The following is a 15,383-nucleotide window of genomic DNA, read 5'->3' on the forward strand; positions in this document are numbered from 1 at the left end:
TCCCGACATGGCAGAGATCGACACCAGGAAGACCATTGTGCTGACCGGCGCCAGCCGTGGCATCGGCCATGCCACGGTCAAGCGTTTCTCGCGCGAGGGCTGGCGCGTCATCACCTGCTCGCGCCAGGCATTTGCCGAGGATTGCCCGTGGCCGGCCGGGCCCGAGGACCACATCAAGGTCGATCTCGCCGACCAGGAGGATGTCGGCATCGCCGTCTCCGAAATCCGCCACCGGCTCGAGGCGCATGGCGGCCAGCTGCACGCGCTGGTCAACAATGCCGGCATTTCGCCAAAGCTCAAGGACGGCAACAGCCGCATGAACTCCATCGACACGCCGATGCATGTCTGGCGCGACGTGTTCCAGGTCAATTTCTTCGCGCCGATCATGCTGGCGCGCGGGCTGTTCAAGGAACTGGCATCGGCGAAAGGGTCGATCGTCAACGTCACCTCGATCGCCGGCACCCGGGTGCATCCCTTCGCCGGCACCGCCTATGCGACATCGAAGGCGGCGCTCGGCTCGCTGACGCGCGAGATGGCGCATGATTTCGGGCCGCACGGGATCCGCGTCAACGCCATTGCGCCGGGCGAAATCGACACGGCGATCCTGTCGCCGGGCACGGACAAGATCGTCGAGACCATTCCGCTCAGGCGGCTGGGTACCACGGCCGAGGTCGCCGACATCATCTTCTTCCTGTGCTCCGGGCAGGCGTCTTATGTGACCGGCTCGGAAATCCACATCAATGGCGGCCAGCACGTGTGATGGGCTGACCTCAGGCTAGGGATCGTTCATCCGGTCATGGTGAGAACAGCCTTGCCGCTGAAGCTGCGCTGTCGCAGCGCATCCAGGGCTTGGGCGATGTCGGTCCATGGCATGGTCAGGGCGACGCGGGTTTCCAGCCGGCCGGCCGCAACGAGAGCGAGCAGCGAGGCGATGTCCGAGCCAATGCCCGCGCCAGACGTGTAGTAGGCGAAAGTCTGAAGCCTCGCCCCCTCGTGACCCGGAACGAACTGGCGGAACCCAATTGGCGTGAGTTCGCCACTGCTTGAGCCGAACATGACGATCGTCCCGCCGGGCGCGACGCGTTCGATCGCGTGGGCAAGGCTTTGGCCGCCGACCGATTCGGTGATCAGCGAGAACGGCCCCTCAGCCAGTTCGATCGCCTCGACGACTTGCCCGGCACCCAGGCGGCGGAGATCCTCGCCATGCCGGGAGGCCGCGACCGCGGTCACGCTCGCGCCCTGTTCGCGCGCGATCTGGATCTGGAAACGGCCGACCGCTCCACTTGCGCCGGTGATCAGGACCCGTTGGCCGGCAAGGTCGCCGCCATGGCGCAAAGTCCTGAGCGCGGTGGTGCCCGCGACCGGAAGCGTGGCCGCGGAAACGAAGCTGACGTCATCCGGCAGGACGGCGAGGCGGTCAGTCGAAACCGCGACGCGTTCGGCCCAGCCCGCCTGGTCGACCAGAGCCGCGACCCGGGCGCCCACGGCTGGCCCGGAGCCGTCGGCCGCTGGCCGTTCGACGATCCCGACGAGGTCCTGGCCGGGTATCCAGCCGTCCGGGCGTATGGTGAGCAGGCGCAATTCGCCGCGATTCAACGAGGTTGTGTGGACCGAGACAAGCGCCTCGTTTGCGAGAGGCCGTGGGTCCTCGACCTCGGCAAGCGTCAGTCCGGCGGGGCTGTCGGAAGATATGGCTAGGGCGAGCATGAGACGTACCTTCCTGCTGGTTTGTGGATGCAAAGCGCGGTGGCATCCTGATCAACCGGGTGCATGGGCAAGCTGGAACCTATCGACTTCCCAGCTTGAAGAATTTAGCTATCGTGGCGTTTAATCGCTAAAAGCCGTCAATCATGAGACAACCTCTTCGTTACCCATGGCTCGATTTCAATGTGGATGACGTCCTCGCACCGGCAATCGCCGTGCGCGTCGACGTTACCGAAACCAGGGCCGAAGTCCCCTCCCATCGGCATCGCAAAGGCCAACTCGTCTTCGCGCTCGGCGGTGGCGTCACATGCCGCGTCCCGAGCGGCCTGTGGATGGTGCCGCCGCATTGCGGGGTGTGGATTCCCGGCGACATGGAGCACAGCAATATCGCGACCGCCAACGCCCGGATCTTCTTCGTCTACATCGAGCCGGGAGCCGCCGAATTGCCGGACCGGTGCTGCACCCTTTCGGTCTCGCCGCTGCTGCGCGAACTGATCATCGAACTGTCCGATGGCGTGGGGGATGATGAGGCGAGGGATGCGCTTTTGATCAGGATGCTGCTTGCTGAGCTGCCGCGCATGCCTGTCCAGCGGCTGCATCTGCCGATCTCATCCGAGCCGCGATTGAGGCGGATCGCCGAAGCGTTGGCGCAGGATCCCGCCGACCGCAGCACATTGTCGCAATGGGCCAGCCGGGTTGCGCTCAGCGAGAGCAATCTCGCCCGTCTCGTCGTGAAGGAGACTGGCTTAAGCTTCGGACGCTGGCGCCAGCAGTTGCATCTGATCGTCGCAATTCGAGAACTTGCCTCCGGTGCGAGCGTGCAGCAGGTCTCCGGCGATCTCGGCTATGATTCCGTCACCGCCTTCATCACCATGTTCAAGAAGGCGCTTGGCAAGCCGCCGGCAAAATACCTCGGCAGCGTCGCGCAAAATGGCGGCTCTGCCTTCGTGGCGTGATCAACCTGGCTGCAGGCGGAGCACCTCGAGCATCCATTGTTGGACCAGGCGACGCCTTGTAGATTCGAACGACACCTTGGAGATGGAAACATGGCGCTCAAGCGGATGGACAACGTAGGAATCGTCGTCGAAGACCTCGGAGAGGCGGTTGATTTCTTTCGCGAACTCGGCCTCGAGCTCGAAGGACGGGCCACGATCGAAGGAGAATGGGCCGGACGTGTCACCGGACTGGGCGATCAGCATGTCGAGATTGCCATGATGCGCACACCGGACGGCCATAGCCGGCTCGAGCTCTCCCGGTTCCTCAGGCCGCCTGTCGTCGCAGATCACCGGAACGCCCCGGTCAACGCCCTAGGCTACCTCCGCGTCATGTTCACCGTGGATGACATCGACGAGACGCTTGAAAGGCTCCGCACGCGCGGCGCGCAGCTCGTAGGCGAAGTAGTCCAGTATAAAGACGTGTATCGGCTCTGCTACATCCGTGGGCCTGAGGGGTTGCTCATCGGACTCGCCCAAGAACTCGGTTAAGCGCAATACGAAGAAATGGCAGGAGTGGCCGATGTCAGCGGGCGCGTCCAAGGCCGCCCCACCTGTTCGAGGTCCAGCCCTCCACGGTCGGCCGCGTTCTCGCTAAGCACGGATTAGGTCCGTGCAGGATCGGCTCAGGCGGCGGACGGTTCAGCCGCCCGCGGCTTGTGACCAAGCACCTCTTCCACGATGCCGCGCGCGATCTCGCGTTCGCCCATGATCACCGTATCGGCGCCGAGCCCCTTGAGATGCTCGACCTCGGCATCGGAATGGGCGCGGGCGACGACGTTGATGGCGGGATTGGCGGCGCGCGCACGCAGCACGATCTGACCGGCCTCGAAGGCATTGGGGATGGCCAGGATTAGCCGTTTTGCGCCTTCGGGGTTGGCGGCTGCAAACACTTCGGCATTGGCGGCGTTGCCGGCCACGGTCTCGATGCCCTCGGCCCTGAGCTTCACCAGTGTCTTGTCGGCATCCTCGACCACCAGGAAGGGCAGGGCGGCTTCCTTCAACGCAGCGCCGACGAGACTGCCGACACGGCCGTAGCCGATCAGGATCGCGTGGCCGCTGAGGGCTGTTCTTGGCGGCGGCCCATCTTCCTGCTTCGCCGCCGAGGCTACGGAAGCCACCTGGCCGGGCTCCGTCGCCGGGCCGACCGGTTTGGGCTCCACAGGCGGCGCCGTCCTGGCGGCGCGGGCCTCGAGCCATGGCTTCATCCAGTCGATGACCAGGAACATCACCGGGTTGAGCACGATCGAAAGGATGGCGCCCGCCAGGATGAGATCGCGCCCCTGTTCGGGCAGCAGTTTCAGCCCGACGCCGAGTTCGGCCAGGATGAAGGAGAACTCGCCGATCTGGGCAAGGCTCGCCGAAATCATCAGCGCCGTCGCCAGGGGATAACCGAAGGCGACGACGATGAGGAAGGCCGCCAGCGACTTGCCGACGACGATGATGGCGAGCGTTGCCAGAATCGGCAAGCCGTTGCTGAACAGGCTGAACGGGTCGAACAGCATACCGACCGAGACGAAGAACAGCACCGAGAAGGCATCGCGCAACGGCAGCGATTCCTCCGCGGCGCGGTGGCTGAGTTCGGACTCGCTCATGATCATGCCGGCGAAGAAAGCGCCCAGTGCCAGCGAGACGCCGAACAGCTTGGCCGCGCCGAAGGCGACGCCAAGCGCTATCGCCAGCACCGAAAGCCGAAACAGCTCGCGCGAGCCGGTATGGGCGACATAGTGCAGGATCCAGGGAATGACGCGGCGGCCTACCACCAGCATGACGATGACGAAGGCGGCGACCTTGGCCAGCGTGATGCCGACGACGCCCCAGATGCCGTAGCTCGCGGGCAGCGACAGCAGGCCGCTCGCATGGGCATCCGCCTGCTCCTGGCCGCCAAGCACGCCGGCAAGCGCTGGCAAAAGCACCAGGGCCAGCACCATGGCCAGGTCCTCGACGATCAGCCAGCCGACGGCAATGCGGCCGCGCTCGGTCTCGATCAGTCGACGCTCCTGCAGGGCGCGCAGCAGCACCACGGTCGAGGCCACCGACAGCGCCAGGCCAAAGACCAGTCCTGCTCCCGCCGACCAGCCGAGCATCCAGGAAAGCCCCGCGCCGAGTGCCGTGGCAAAGCCGATCTGGACGATGGCGCCGGGCACGGCAATGGCGCGGACCGACAGGAGATCCTTCAGCGAAAAATGCAGGCCGACGCCGAACATCAACAGGATGACGCCGATTTCGGCGAGCTCATTGGCAAGGCCTGCGTCAGCGACGAAACCGGGCGTGTTCGGCCCAACCAGCACGCCGGCCACGAGATAGCCGACCAACGGCGGAATGCGGAAGCGGTTGGCGAGAGCGCCGAAGACGAAAGCGAGCCCCAGACCGGCTACGATGGTGGCGATAAGGGGAGTGTCATGCGGCATTGTCTATGGAGCGCCTTTCAAGCCAGCGATGCAGGATATGCGCCGCCCGAAGCCGCCGCCTGCTTGCAATATGGTGGATTGGGTGTCGGCCACGCAACCCCGCAAAACCGGGAATTGCCGGTGAAGCGACAAATACCTCGCCGGTGGGCAAGCAAGCCGGAATTCGAGGTCAGCCGAAATCATGCGCCGCAACGGCGGCGCTCGATCGCCAACGATCAAGCTGCCCGCAACAGGGCCTCGATCTCGAATACCGCGTGGTTGGTCAGCGTCTTGGGAATTTCCGCGCTGACCTTGTCGCTGACTTCCTTGTGCAGGATCTTGCGCATCGCGCCGAGCACGAGCGGCGGCGCGATGAGGATGATTTCGTCAAAAGAGCCTCGATGAGCCAGCTTGTAGAGCCGTTCGGCGAGTTCGTCGGCAAAGCGCTCCTTGCCGATCCGATGCCAATCCGTCTCCTCAACCGCGCTGCGATGAACCGAGGGGCCGTCATTGTAGCGACCGGGACTGTCGCTGCCTTGCTCGCGCGTTGGCGGGTTGTCCTGCCTCATTTCCTGCACCACTTCGAGGTTCGGAAATTTGGTGTCACCTGCATTTCTGAGGAAGAGCGCTTTTTCTCCGTCGGCCACCATGATCCAGATGCCGTGCTTCAACTTGATCGCGCTCATGACGCCGGGCTCCTTCCTTCGCTGCCGCCACGCTTGGCTTCACGCCGCGGCCAGGTATGATTTTGAATTGCGCATGCGGAAGGAACGCGCCTCGATCCGGTAATGTTCCAGCCAAAAAGCCAGGTCATACGGACGCTCCGTCGAGGTGGAGGCGCGCGCACGACCGCCAGGCAGCTTTAATCTACTAAATTAGTAGAATTTAGAAAAAACGGTTTTGTCATAAGCGCGTTCGGCCCAAAAAAGAGGAGAAATCAAGGCCCGCGACAGCGGCTTGATGCCGGTCTCCGCAACAAGGTGGAATATTTTTCTCTTGGCCGCGGCCCTTTAGAAAAAGCGATTGCATCCCGGAAGGTGATGCGCGAGTGGGTTTCTTCAGCTTTTTCGCGCCCACGCGTAGAAGTGAAGACCAGATCAGGATTCCGTTCGTATCCATGCCGCAGCCCGCCCCCAAGCTCAATGCCTTCCCCGTCTTCGTACGGGTCGAGGACGAAGCCGTAACGATCGTCGGCGGCGGCGACGAAGCGTTGGCCAAGGCACGATTGCTTGGGCAGTCCAGCGCTACGCTGCGCATCGTCGCGGAGAGCGCCTCACCGGACATGCTCGGCTTCATCGCGCAGAGTGGCGCCACCCACATCGCGGCCTATGAGGCGAGCCGGCTGGAAGGCTCGGTGATGGTGTTCGCTGCCAGCGGCGATGAGGCGCTCGACCGGCGCGTTGTCCAGGATGCGCGCCGGCTCGGCATCCCCGTCAATGCGGTGGACCGGCCGGAGCTTTGCGATTTTTTCACCCCGGCGCTGGTCAATCGCGCACCGGTCGCGATCGCCATCGGCACGGAAGGCGCTGGGCCGGTGCTGGCGCAGATGCTGCGTGCCCGCATCGACCGCATGCTGTCGCCTTCGTTGGGCAGGCTGGCGGCTCTCGCCGCGTCGTTCCGGGCCGCCGCTGAAAGCCTGCCCAGGGGCAATTCGCGCCGCCGGTTCTGGAGCGAGTTCTTCGGCGGTGCGCCGGCGCGCGCCGTCGAAGCTGGCAAGCTTTCGCAGGCGCATGACGCAGCCGCCGATCTTCTGCGTTCGGCTGCATCCGCTTCAGGCCATATCGCCCTGGTTGGCGCGGGCCCCGGTGCCGAGGACCTTTTGACGCTGCGTGCGCATCGCCTGCTGATGGAGGCCGATGTCATCGTCCACGACGCGCTGGTGCCGGAGGCTGTCGTCGCCATGGGCCGACGCGACGCCGAGCGGCTGGCGGTCGGCAAACGCAAGGGCTGTCACACCAAGAGCCAGGCCGAGATCAACGCGCTGCTGGTCGAGCTTGGCCGCGAAGGCAAGCGTGTGGTGCGGCTGAAGTCGGGCGATCCCCTGGTGTTCGGCCGGGCCGGCGAGGAGATGGCGGCGCTGCGTGATGCGGGCGTGGCCTATGAGGTGGTTCCGGGCGTCACCGCTGCTTTCGCCGCCGCCGCCGATTTCGAATTGCCGCTGACGCTGCGCGGGGTTTCCTCCTCGATGGTGTTCACCACCGGTCATGATCTCAAGGGCAATTCGCTGCCCGACTGGGCCAAGCTTGCCATTTCGGGTGCCACCGTTGCTGTCTATATGGGCCGCTCGGTGGCCGCAGAGGTTGCCGGCCGGCTGATCGAGGCCGGGCTTTCGCCCGATACGGCGGTAGCCGTGGTCGAGAATGCCAGCCTCGGCAATCGCCGCCGTTTCCACGGCACGCTTGCCGACCTGCCGTCGTTGGAAGCGCGCGCCGATCTCTCAGGTCCGGTCATGACCATCATCGGCGATGCGGTCGCCGGCGCCAATTTCGAACGGTCCGAACCGCTCGCGGCACACAGGCATGAAGGTGCGCCCATAGCTGCCACCGAGGGAGTTCAGCAATGAAGATACTGACCGCCAACCGGCTCGCCGACGGCATCGCCGTCTGGTACGCAGACGGCGGCTGGGCCGAGAGGGCGGACCATGCCGACCTCGCCCATGACAAGGCGGCCGAGGATCGCCTGGAAGCGATCGGTGCCAAGGCCCACGCCGACAACGAAGTCCTCGACGTCAACCTCATCGATGCCGAAATCGTGAACGGCGTTGTCGAGCCGGTGCGGTTGCGCGAGAAGATCCGCGCCGCGGGCCCGACCATCCGCAACGATCTTGGCAAGCAGGCCTCCCGGGCGGCGTAAGCCCAGACCGGAAGTGAACACGGGCGGACGCGCCCTGAAAGACGAAGCATGTACCGCTACGATGAGTTCGATCACGATTTTGTCCAGGCCCGCGTCGCCGAGTTCAGCGACCAGGTCCAGCGCCGGCTCGCCGGCGAGATCACCGAGGACCAGTTCCGGCCGCTCAGGCTGATGAACGGCGTCTACCTGCAATTGCACGCCTATATGCTGCGCATCGCGGTGCCCTATGGCACGCTGAACGGCAAGCAGTTGCGCATGCTCGGCCACATCGCGCGCAAATACGACAAGGGCTACGGCCATTTCACCACGCGCCAGAACATCCAGTTCCACTGGCCGGCGCTGTCCGACATTCCTGCGATCCTGGCCGATCTGGCGAGTGTCGAGATGCACGCCATCCAGACCAGCGGCAATTGTATCCGCAACGTCACCGCGGACCATTTCGCGGGTGCGGCGGCCGACGAGGTCGCCGATCCGCGTCCCTATGCGGAAATCCTGCGCCAGTGGTCATCTGTTCATCCGGAGTTTTCCTACCTGCCGCGCAAGTTCAAGATCGCGGTAACCGGCGCGGAGCGCGACCGCGCCGCCATCCAGACCCACGACATCGGCCTGCACCTGAAGAAGAACGCGGCCGGCGAGCTCGGCTTCGCCGTCTATGTCGGCGGCGGCCAGGGGCGCACGCCGATGGTCGCCAGGAAGATCCGCGATTTCCTGCCGGAAGCCGACCTTTTGTCCTACTGCACGGCGATCCTGCGCGTTTACAACCTGCATGGCCGCCGCGACAATAAGTTCAAGGCGCGCATCAAAATCCTGGTCCACGAGACCGGCGTCGAGGAGATCACGCGCCAGGTCGAGGCGGAATGGCAGCAATTGAAGGACGCCGAGTTGAAGCTGCCGGAAGCAGACATCCGCGCCATCGACGCCTATTTCGCGCCACCAGCGCTGACCGCGCGGCCGGACGGCGACGAGGCTGTAAAGCTGGCACGCCTCGATTCCAAGGGCTTCTCGGATTGGCTCGACCAGAACGTGGTGACGCATCGCCACCCCGACTATGCGGCGGTGACCATCTCGCTGAAGGGTATCGGCGAAGTGCCGGGCGATGCGACCGACAGCCAGATGGAAGCGATTGCCGATATCGCCGAGAAGTATGGATACAACGAGTTGCGCGTCAGCCACGAGCAGAACCTGATCCTGCCGCATGTGGCGCGCGCCGACCTGAAGGCGGTCTATGACGCGCTGGTCGATATCGGCCTGGCGACCGCCAATTCGAACCTGATATCGGACATCATCTCGTGCCCGGGCCTCGACTATTGCGCGCTGGCCACAGCGCGTTCGATCCCGATCGCGCAGGAGATCTCGCGTCGCTTCGCCTCGCTGGAGCGGCAGCGCGAGATCGGCGAGTTGAAGCTGAAGATCTCCGGCTGCATCAATGCCTGCGGCCATCACCATGTCGGACACATCGGCATTCTCGGAGTCGAAAAGAAAGGCACCGAGCTGTACCAGGTGACGCTTGGCGGTTCGGCCGACGAGAACACTTCGGTGGGCGAGATCATCGGCCGCGGCTTCTCGTCGGAAGAGATCACCGACGCCATCGAGCAGATCGTCGAGACCTATCTCGGCCTTCGGCTCAACTCACAAGAGAAATTCATCGACGCCTACCGCCGTGTCGGTCCCGCGCCGTTCAAGGAGGCGCTCTATGCTGGCGAAGCCAAGGCCGCTTGACCCTATCGTCGACGCCGATGACGGCATCGCCGCCAAAGCGGCGGGGTTTGACGCGCTTTACGGCCACCTGAATCCGCTCGACATCATCGAACGCGCGGCAGGCGACCTGTTTCACGATGAGATTGCCGCGGTGTCTTCCTTCGGTGCCGATTCGGCCGTGCTACTGCACATGATTTCCGAAGTCGATCGCTCGCTGCCGGTCATCTTTCTCGATACTGGCAAGCATTTCGAGGAGACGCTCGGCTATCGCGACGCCCTGGTCGCCGATTTCGGGTTGACCAACATCCAGGTGATCAAGCCCGACGAGGCAGCACTCGAGCGGATCGATCCGACCGGCAATCTGCACCAGACCAACACCGACGCCTGCTGCGACGTGCGCAAGGTCGAGCCGCTGGCACGGGGCGTGGCGCCTTTCCGCGCCTGGTTCACCGGCCGCAAACGCTTCCAGGCCTCGACGCGCGCAGCACTTCCGGTGTTCGAGGCGGTCGGCCCACGTATCCGCATCAATCCGCTGGCGCACTGGACGACGTCGGACCAGGCGGACTACATGCGCGCGCATGCACTGCGGGAAAATCCGCTGGTCGCCTATGGCTATCTGTCGATCGGCTGCTTCCCGTGCACCCAGCCGGTGCAGCCGGGCGAGGACGCGCGCAGCGGCCGCTGGGCCGGCCATGCCAAGACCGAGTGCGGCATTCACCTGTCGGGACTGGAGAAGTCGCTGACCGACGCATCGTTATAGGGTATGCTGATATTCAGGTGAGGCCGGCCTGCAAACGGCGGCTTCGGGGGCTCACGTACTACAAGTACGCTCCGCTCCGGCTCTCGGAAGCTACCGTTTTCGACTCGGGCCTGCTTGAATCTCCACACCCCCTTGAGCTCTTTGAATTTTAGGAAATTTCGATGACTGAACCGACGATACCGGAGACCCGCCTCTGGACCCCGACGGGTTTTCGGGAGGATGAGTGGGCTCATGCCGAAGGCGCGGAAGCGCTGTCCGGCAATGGCCGCTTCATCCTGCCGCTGCAGGCGTTTCTCGATCTCGATCCGGAGGTGCGCCGGTCGGCCAAGGAAAGGATCGGTGTCGTGCTGCAACCCGGCGATCAGCTCGAAAGGATTGCTGGCCTGCTCGACCAACTGTCGCTGGTGGCGCTGGCTTTTCCGTCGTTCAGCGATGGCCGCTCCTTCTCAAAGGGCGAATTGCTGCGCAGCCGACATCATTTCGAAGGTGCCGTGCGCGCCACCGGCCAGGTGCTGGTCGACCAACTGCCGCATATGCTGCGGCTCGGTTTCGATGAATTCGAAATCTCCAATCCCGTGCTCTTGAAGCGGCTGGACGAAGGCCGCACCGGCGGATTGGGACTCTACTACCAGCCTGCCGCCGTGCCGAAGCCCAAGGGACCAAAATACTCCTGGCGTCGGCTGCGTGCCGGCTGACGTCACGACACTTCCAGCGACAGGTTTGCGGCCGCCTGTCCTCTCCCGTCACGACGACAGGAGGTGCCGCCGGCGGATCGGGGACAGCAGAGCCAGGCAGAAGATGGCTACGCCGCCATCCGTGCCTGGCGAAACGACACCAGCTTGCCGCTGTTTTCATCCCACAGCGCCAGCTTGACGCAGCGCAGGCTCTCAAGAAGGGTGATGCGGCCTATGCCGCGCAGTTCCGGATAATCGCGCAGCACTTCCTGCAGGCGGTAGCCTGGCACCTTCGCGGAGAGGTGATGGACATGATGGACACCGATGTTGCCGGTGAACCAGTTCAGCACCGGCGGCAGGTCATAATAGGAGGATCCGTGCAAGGCGGCACGCTGGAACTCCCACTCATCGTCCTTCGCCCATTCGGTCTCCTCGAACTGGTGCTGGACATAGAACAGCCAGATGCCGGCGGATCCGGCAAGGATGACGATCGGCAGGTGGACGACCAGAAAAGCGCCAATACCGACGAACCATATCAGGATCGACGCTGCCAGAACGATGGCGAGGTTGGTGGCCATCGAGGATACCCAGGGCTTCAGGCCACCGCGCATCATCCCGACCGGCAGCCTTTGCTCGAAGATGAAGAGCCATATCGGCCCCAGTCCGAACATGACCAAGGGATGGCGATAGAGACGATAGGCGAGGCGACCTCTCCAGGACATCCGCCGGTACTCCGCGACCGTCAACGTCTTGATATCGCCAACGCCGCGCTCGTCGAGATTACCCGCGCTGGCATGATGGGTGGCATGAGCACTCCGCCAGCAATCATAAGGCGTCAGCGTAAGCACGCCCAGGACGCGGCCTATCCAGTCATCGGCGGTGCGGTTGGCGAAGAAAGATCCGTGCCCGCAATCGTGCTGGATCATGAAAATCCGCACCAGGAAGCCCGCCGCCGGCAAGATCAGCACCAGCCCCCACCAATGGCCATAGGCAAAGGCGATCGAGGACAGCGCCCAGAGTGCTGCGAAAGGGATCAGGGTGATCGCCAGTTCGACGGCGCTGCGCCGCCTGTCCGGCTTCTTGTAGCGCGCCAGGATCTTCAACCAGGCGCGCTTACTGTTGGCGGCAGTCTCAGGGGAAATCATGTTCATCATGAAGCATAGGCGGAGGGGCCCGGCTCCCGCAAGGCTAATCACGAGAAATTACCGCGCGTAATTGTCGCGATGGGGCGCGGGATCCTCGATCCAGGCCGCGACTTCAGGTTCTGTTCTAACCCTGCAACTCTGCCAACCCGGATCGCATCCGGTCACATGCATCAATGGCGCGCGCCGCCAGCCATGCTGTTTTCCAGGCCGTCGAGACGTTCGAGCTGGTCCCGGAAGCGGTCGGGAATGTCTTTCTCGGCGCGAAAGGCCGGCAGCGCATGCAGAAAGCGTCTCACCGCCGCCGTGCCTAGCTGGCGCCGGATTTCGGCGGCGATCCGATCTTTCTTTTCGCCCTTGTCGCGGGGTGTCATTTCAAAAATCCTGTGTCGGTTCGAAAATCCTCCAGCCAGCAAATGGTTCCCCGATCGCGCCGCCGGGGCAAGCAAAGGTGGAAGCTATGGTAAAGTTTGAATTAAAATCGAAGCATCGCACTGATCGCCATTCGGTTTGAACGGCTGGGCGCGTGCCTTCGCTTACCCCTTGATTTTTGCCCACCAAACCTCGATATCGGGCTCAAAATCCACACTATTCGAGATGATGGGAAACGGCGATGAGCGACCAGGCAAAAGACGAACGCGCGCCCGACGAAATTGAGGCGACCGAAGCCAATGCCGAGCGCACGGAAGGTGGCGTCGATGGCGATTATGAAGCGGTTGTGCGGCTCCTGAAGGAGAATGAAGAGCTGAAGGACAGGGCGCTTCGCGTTGCGGCCGAGATGGAGAACCTGCGTCGCCGCACCGCGCGCGACGTGCATGACGCGCGTACCTATGCGGTCGCGAACTTCGCCCGCGACATGCTGTCGGTTTCGGACAATCTGCGCCGCGCGCTGGACGCTATTCCCGCCGAGGCCAAGGCGTCCGGCGATGCGGGTTTCAAGGCGCTGATCGACGGCGTCGATCTCACCGAGCGTGCCATGCTGTCCGCACTGGAGCGGCACGGCGTCAAGAAGCTCGCGCCGGAAGGCGAGAAGTTCGATCCCAATTTCCACCAGGCCATGTTCGAAGTGCCCAATCCCGATGTGCCGGCCAACACGGTGGTGCAGGTCGTGCAGCCGGGCTATTCGATCGGGGAGCGGGTGCTGCGCCCGGCCATGGTCGGCGTTGCCAAGGGCGGCCCGAAAATCGCCGCCGGCGAAGCGCCGGTCGAGCCGGGGCCCGTCAACGAGCAGGCGGAGAAGGATGCGTAGTTAGGGGAATAGCGCAGTAAGGCAGTAAGGCAGTAAGGGGCGTATCAACAGTACGGCTTCGTGCTAAACATACTTCCCTACTCCCCTGCTGCCTTACTCCCTGGTCCCGCCCTTGAACCCCATCGCGCTTCTCGACTATGCCGGCGTTGCGGTCTTCGCGGCGACAGGTGCGCTTGCCGCGTCGCGCAAGCAGCTCGACGTTATCGGCTTCCTTTTCCTGGCGTGCGTCACCGGCATCGGCGGCGGCACTCTTCGCGACGTCATCCTTAACCTGCCGGTTTTCTGGATCGCCAATTCCAGCTATGTGCTGATCTGCGCGGCGGTTTCGGTGCTGGTGTTTTTCAGCGCGCACCGTGTCGAATCCCGCTGGAAGTGGCTGCTCTGGCTCGACGCCGTCGGGCTAGCCGCTTTTTCGGTGATGGGTGCGGCCAAAGGGTTGGCCATCACCGGTTCGCCAGTCGTTTCCGTCATCACCGGCGTGCTGACCGCCACATTCGGCGGCATCCTGCGCGACGTGCTGGCAGGGGAGCCTTCGGTGCTGCTGAGGCCGGAAATCTATGTTACGGCCGCCCTGGTTGGCGCGTCGATCTTCACATTGGGCGATGTCGCCGGACTGCCGCAGATCGTGTCAGGCTTGGCCGGTTTCGCCGCGGCATTCGCCGTGCGCGGCGGCGCGCTCAAATTCGGCTGGTCGTTTGCGTCCTACAAGAGCCGGCCCGGCAGGCGGCCGGAGGATATTTCGTGAGAGAAGGGATTAGGGGTTAGTGATTAGTGAGTAGTGAGTAGTGATTAGGGTTAATCAGTAGGTGTAAATTATGATGTCTTCACTACTGACTACTGACTACTGACTACTGACTACCGATCACGCCGCAAAACGCTGCGCTTCCCCGCCGTAATAATTGACGTAGCGGGCGCCGATCTCCTTGACCGGCATCACCACGAACACATCGACCGTCGAGAATTCACGATCGATGACGCAGCCGTCGCCGATGCGGGCGCCGACCCTGAGATAGCCCTTGACCAAGGGCGGCATCGCAGCGATCGCTGCCTTGGCATTGACCGCCTCGATCGGCATCAGGTCCATGGAACAATAGCGCCCGGCGACGGCGCGCACGTCCCAAGCCGAATTCGTGCGGCAGTGATGCGCCAGATAGGTGAGCGCCTCGGCATGGGCCGCCGGCACCGTGCCCTGGAAAGACGCACAGCCGGTCATCACGCCAATGCCGTAGTGGTTGATGTAGGCCCAGATGCCTTGCCACAACGCCTCGATGGTGCGCTTCGAACGGTATTCCGGCAGGACGCAGGAGCGGCCGAGCTCGAGAAAGCGCTGGCCGGGGTGACGGGCGATGAGCTTGGTCAGCTCGAACTCGCCTTCGGAATAGAAGCCGCCGGCGGCCGCAGCGATTTCTTGCCGCAGCAGCCGGTAGGTCCCGACGATGCGGCGATGTTCGGGGCCGGAAAGCGAGGTATCGAAGACGAGCAGGTGATCGCAGTGCGGATCGAAGCGGTCGGCATCACGGCGGTCCTGCACCTGAAACAGGTTCTTCCTGGCGCCAAGCTCGTCGTAGAATACCCGGTAGCGCACTTCCTGCGCGGCCGCGATCTCGGCCTCGTTGCGGGCCAGCCGCACTTCGAGGTTGCCGATACGGCCGAGCGCTGCGCCCTTTGTGACGGAATCGACATTGCGCCCGGCAAGCAAGGCGCCGCCGGCGTTCGGCCGAGTGTCACATTCCGGCATAACTGTATGCACGAGTGATTCTCCTTCGAGCCATCCCTCTTGGCACGGGGATACGGTGTAGGTGCAACAGGATTGTGACAGTACCGTGATACGGCGTCGCGGGCAATACTTCGTCGGCTGGCGAATACGGTCAACCGGCTACGTTATGCAAAAGCAGGGTGGCGCCGCTCGGCAGGAGATTGA

At 63.6% G+C, this 15,383-nt stretch carries 16 protein-coding genes; 10 read left to right on the forward strand and 6 right to left on the reverse strand.

The genetic code is table 11. From position 1 onward, the window contains the following. The first annotated feature begins 7 nt into the window (after positions 1-7). Positions 8-760 carry an SDR family oxidoreductase gene (locus FJ959_RS26315; protein ID WP_140500256.1) on the forward strand — a complete coding sequence of 251 codons (753 nt, stop codon included), beginning with the start codon at positions 8-10 and terminating at the stop codon, positions 758-760. A 26-nt stretch (positions 761-786) separates the two neighbouring features. Here FJ959_RS26315 and FJ959_RS26320 read toward each other — a convergent pair whose 3' ends face one another. Next, positions 787-1,707: a zinc-binding dehydrogenase gene (locus tag FJ959_RS26320; protein ID WP_140632916.1), complete on the reverse strand. Its 921-nt coding sequence runs from the start codon at positions 1,705-1,707 to the stop codon at positions 787-789. Between the two features lie 143 nt (positions 1,708-1,850). Here FJ959_RS26320 and FJ959_RS26325 point away from each other — a divergent pair, with 143 nt between their 5' ends. Continuing rightward, positions 1,851-2,660, forward strand: a complete 810-nt coding sequence (locus FJ959_RS26325) for a helix-turn-helix transcriptional regulator (protein WP_140632919.1) — start codon at positions 1,851-1,853, stop codon at positions 2,658-2,660. Positions 2,661-2,750: 90 nt separating this feature from the next. Continuing rightward, complete coding sequence (locus FJ959_RS26330; RefSeq protein ID WP_140500250.1) at positions 2,751-3,188, forward strand: VOC family protein; 438 nt, start codon at positions 2,751-2,753, stop codon at positions 3,186-3,188. A gap of 134 nt (positions 3,189-3,322) precedes the next feature. Here the strand turns inward: FJ959_RS26330 and FJ959_RS26335 are convergent, their stop codons facing one another. Continuing rightward, positions 3,323-5,107, reverse strand: a complete 1,785-nt coding sequence (locus FJ959_RS26335; RefSeq protein ID WP_140624421.1) for a cation:proton antiporter — start codon at positions 5,105-5,107, stop codon at positions 3,323-3,325. Positions 5,108-5,322: 215 nt separating this feature from the next. Further along, positions 5,323-5,772, reverse strand: a complete 450-nt coding sequence (locus FJ959_RS26340) for a host attachment family protein (protein WP_140513765.1) — start codon at positions 5,770-5,772, stop codon at positions 5,323-5,325. A gap of 431 nt (positions 5,773-6,203) precedes the next feature. Here FJ959_RS26340 and cysG point away from each other — a divergent pair, with 431 nt between their 5' ends. From cysG to FJ959_RS26365, 5 genes are all read left to right on the forward strand, one after another. Beyond that, entirely contained in the window at positions 6,204-7,649 is a 1,446-nt protein-coding gene (gene cysG / locus FJ959_RS26345) for a siroheme synthase CysG (RefSeq protein WP_140513764.1), read from the forward strand. Then, a complete protein-coding gene (locus FJ959_RS26350) occupies positions 7,646-7,939 on the forward strand; it encodes a DUF2849 domain-containing protein (RefSeq protein ID WP_140500242.1) in 294 nt (97 codons plus the stop codon). The genes cysG and FJ959_RS26350 overlap by 4 nt, the downstream gene beginning before the upstream one ends. Positions 7,940-7,987: 48 nt before the next feature. After that, complete coding sequence (locus tag FJ959_RS26355) at positions 7,988-9,658, forward strand: nitrite/sulfite reductase (RefSeq protein ID WP_140513763.1); 1,671 nt, start codon at positions 7,988-7,990, stop codon at positions 9,656-9,658. After that, entirely contained in the window at positions 9,633-10,397 is a 765-nt protein-coding gene (locus FJ959_RS26360) for a phosphoadenylyl-sulfate reductase (protein WP_140500238.1), read from the forward strand. Before FJ959_RS26355 ends, FJ959_RS26360 begins: the two co-directional genes overlap by 26 nt. A 161-nt stretch (positions 10,398-10,558) precedes the next feature. Next, complete coding sequence (locus FJ959_RS26365) at positions 10,559-11,092, forward strand: DUF934 domain-containing protein (RefSeq protein WP_140500236.1); 534 nt, start codon at positions 10,559-10,561, stop codon at positions 11,090-11,092. A gap of 107 nt (positions 11,093-11,199) precedes the next feature. Here FJ959_RS26365 and FJ959_RS26370 read toward each other — a convergent pair whose 3' ends face one another. Both FJ959_RS26370 and FJ959_RS26375 read right to left on the reverse strand, forming a co-directional pair. Continuing rightward, the gene (locus FJ959_RS26370; protein ID WP_140500460.1) at positions 11,200-12,222 is read right to left on the reverse strand and encodes a fatty acid desaturase; all 1,023 of its coding nucleotides are present in this window, start codon (positions 12,220-12,222) and stop codon (positions 11,200-11,202) included. Positions 12,223-12,386: 164 nt separating this feature from the next. Continuing rightward, positions 12,387-12,587 carry a hypothetical protein gene (locus FJ959_RS26375; protein WP_140500234.1) on the reverse strand — a complete coding sequence of 67 codons (201 nt, stop codon included), beginning with the start codon at positions 12,585-12,587 and terminating at the stop codon, positions 12,387-12,389. Between the two features lie 239 nt (positions 12,588-12,826). On the opposite strand from FJ959_RS26375, the gene grpE reads away from it, so the two are divergent. Continuing rightward, positions 12,827-13,462 carry a nucleotide exchange factor GrpE gene (grpE, locus tag FJ959_RS26380; protein WP_140500232.1) on the forward strand — a complete coding sequence of 212 codons (636 nt, stop codon included), beginning with the start codon at positions 12,827-12,829 and terminating at the stop codon, positions 13,460-13,462. A gap of 112 nt (positions 13,463-13,574) precedes the next feature. Next, complete coding sequence (locus FJ959_RS26385; RefSeq protein WP_140560243.1) at positions 13,575-14,207, forward strand: trimeric intracellular cation channel family protein; 633 nt, start codon at positions 13,575-13,577, stop codon at positions 14,205-14,207. A 117-nt stretch (positions 14,208-14,324) separates the two neighbouring features. On the opposite strand, the gene FJ959_RS26390 is transcribed toward FJ959_RS26385, so the two are convergent. Continuing rightward, a complete protein-coding gene (locus FJ959_RS26390) occupies positions 14,325-15,212 on the reverse strand; it encodes a GNAT family N-acetyltransferase (protein WP_140500229.1) in 888 nt (295 codons plus the stop codon). Between the last annotated feature and the right edge of the window lie 171 nt (positions 15,213-15,383).

Origin of the sequence: Mesorhizobium sp. B2-2-4 (assembly GCF_006442375.1) — a bacterium.
Lineage (GTDB): Bacteria > Pseudomonadota > Alphaproteobacteria > Rhizobiales > Rhizobiaceae > Mesorhizobium.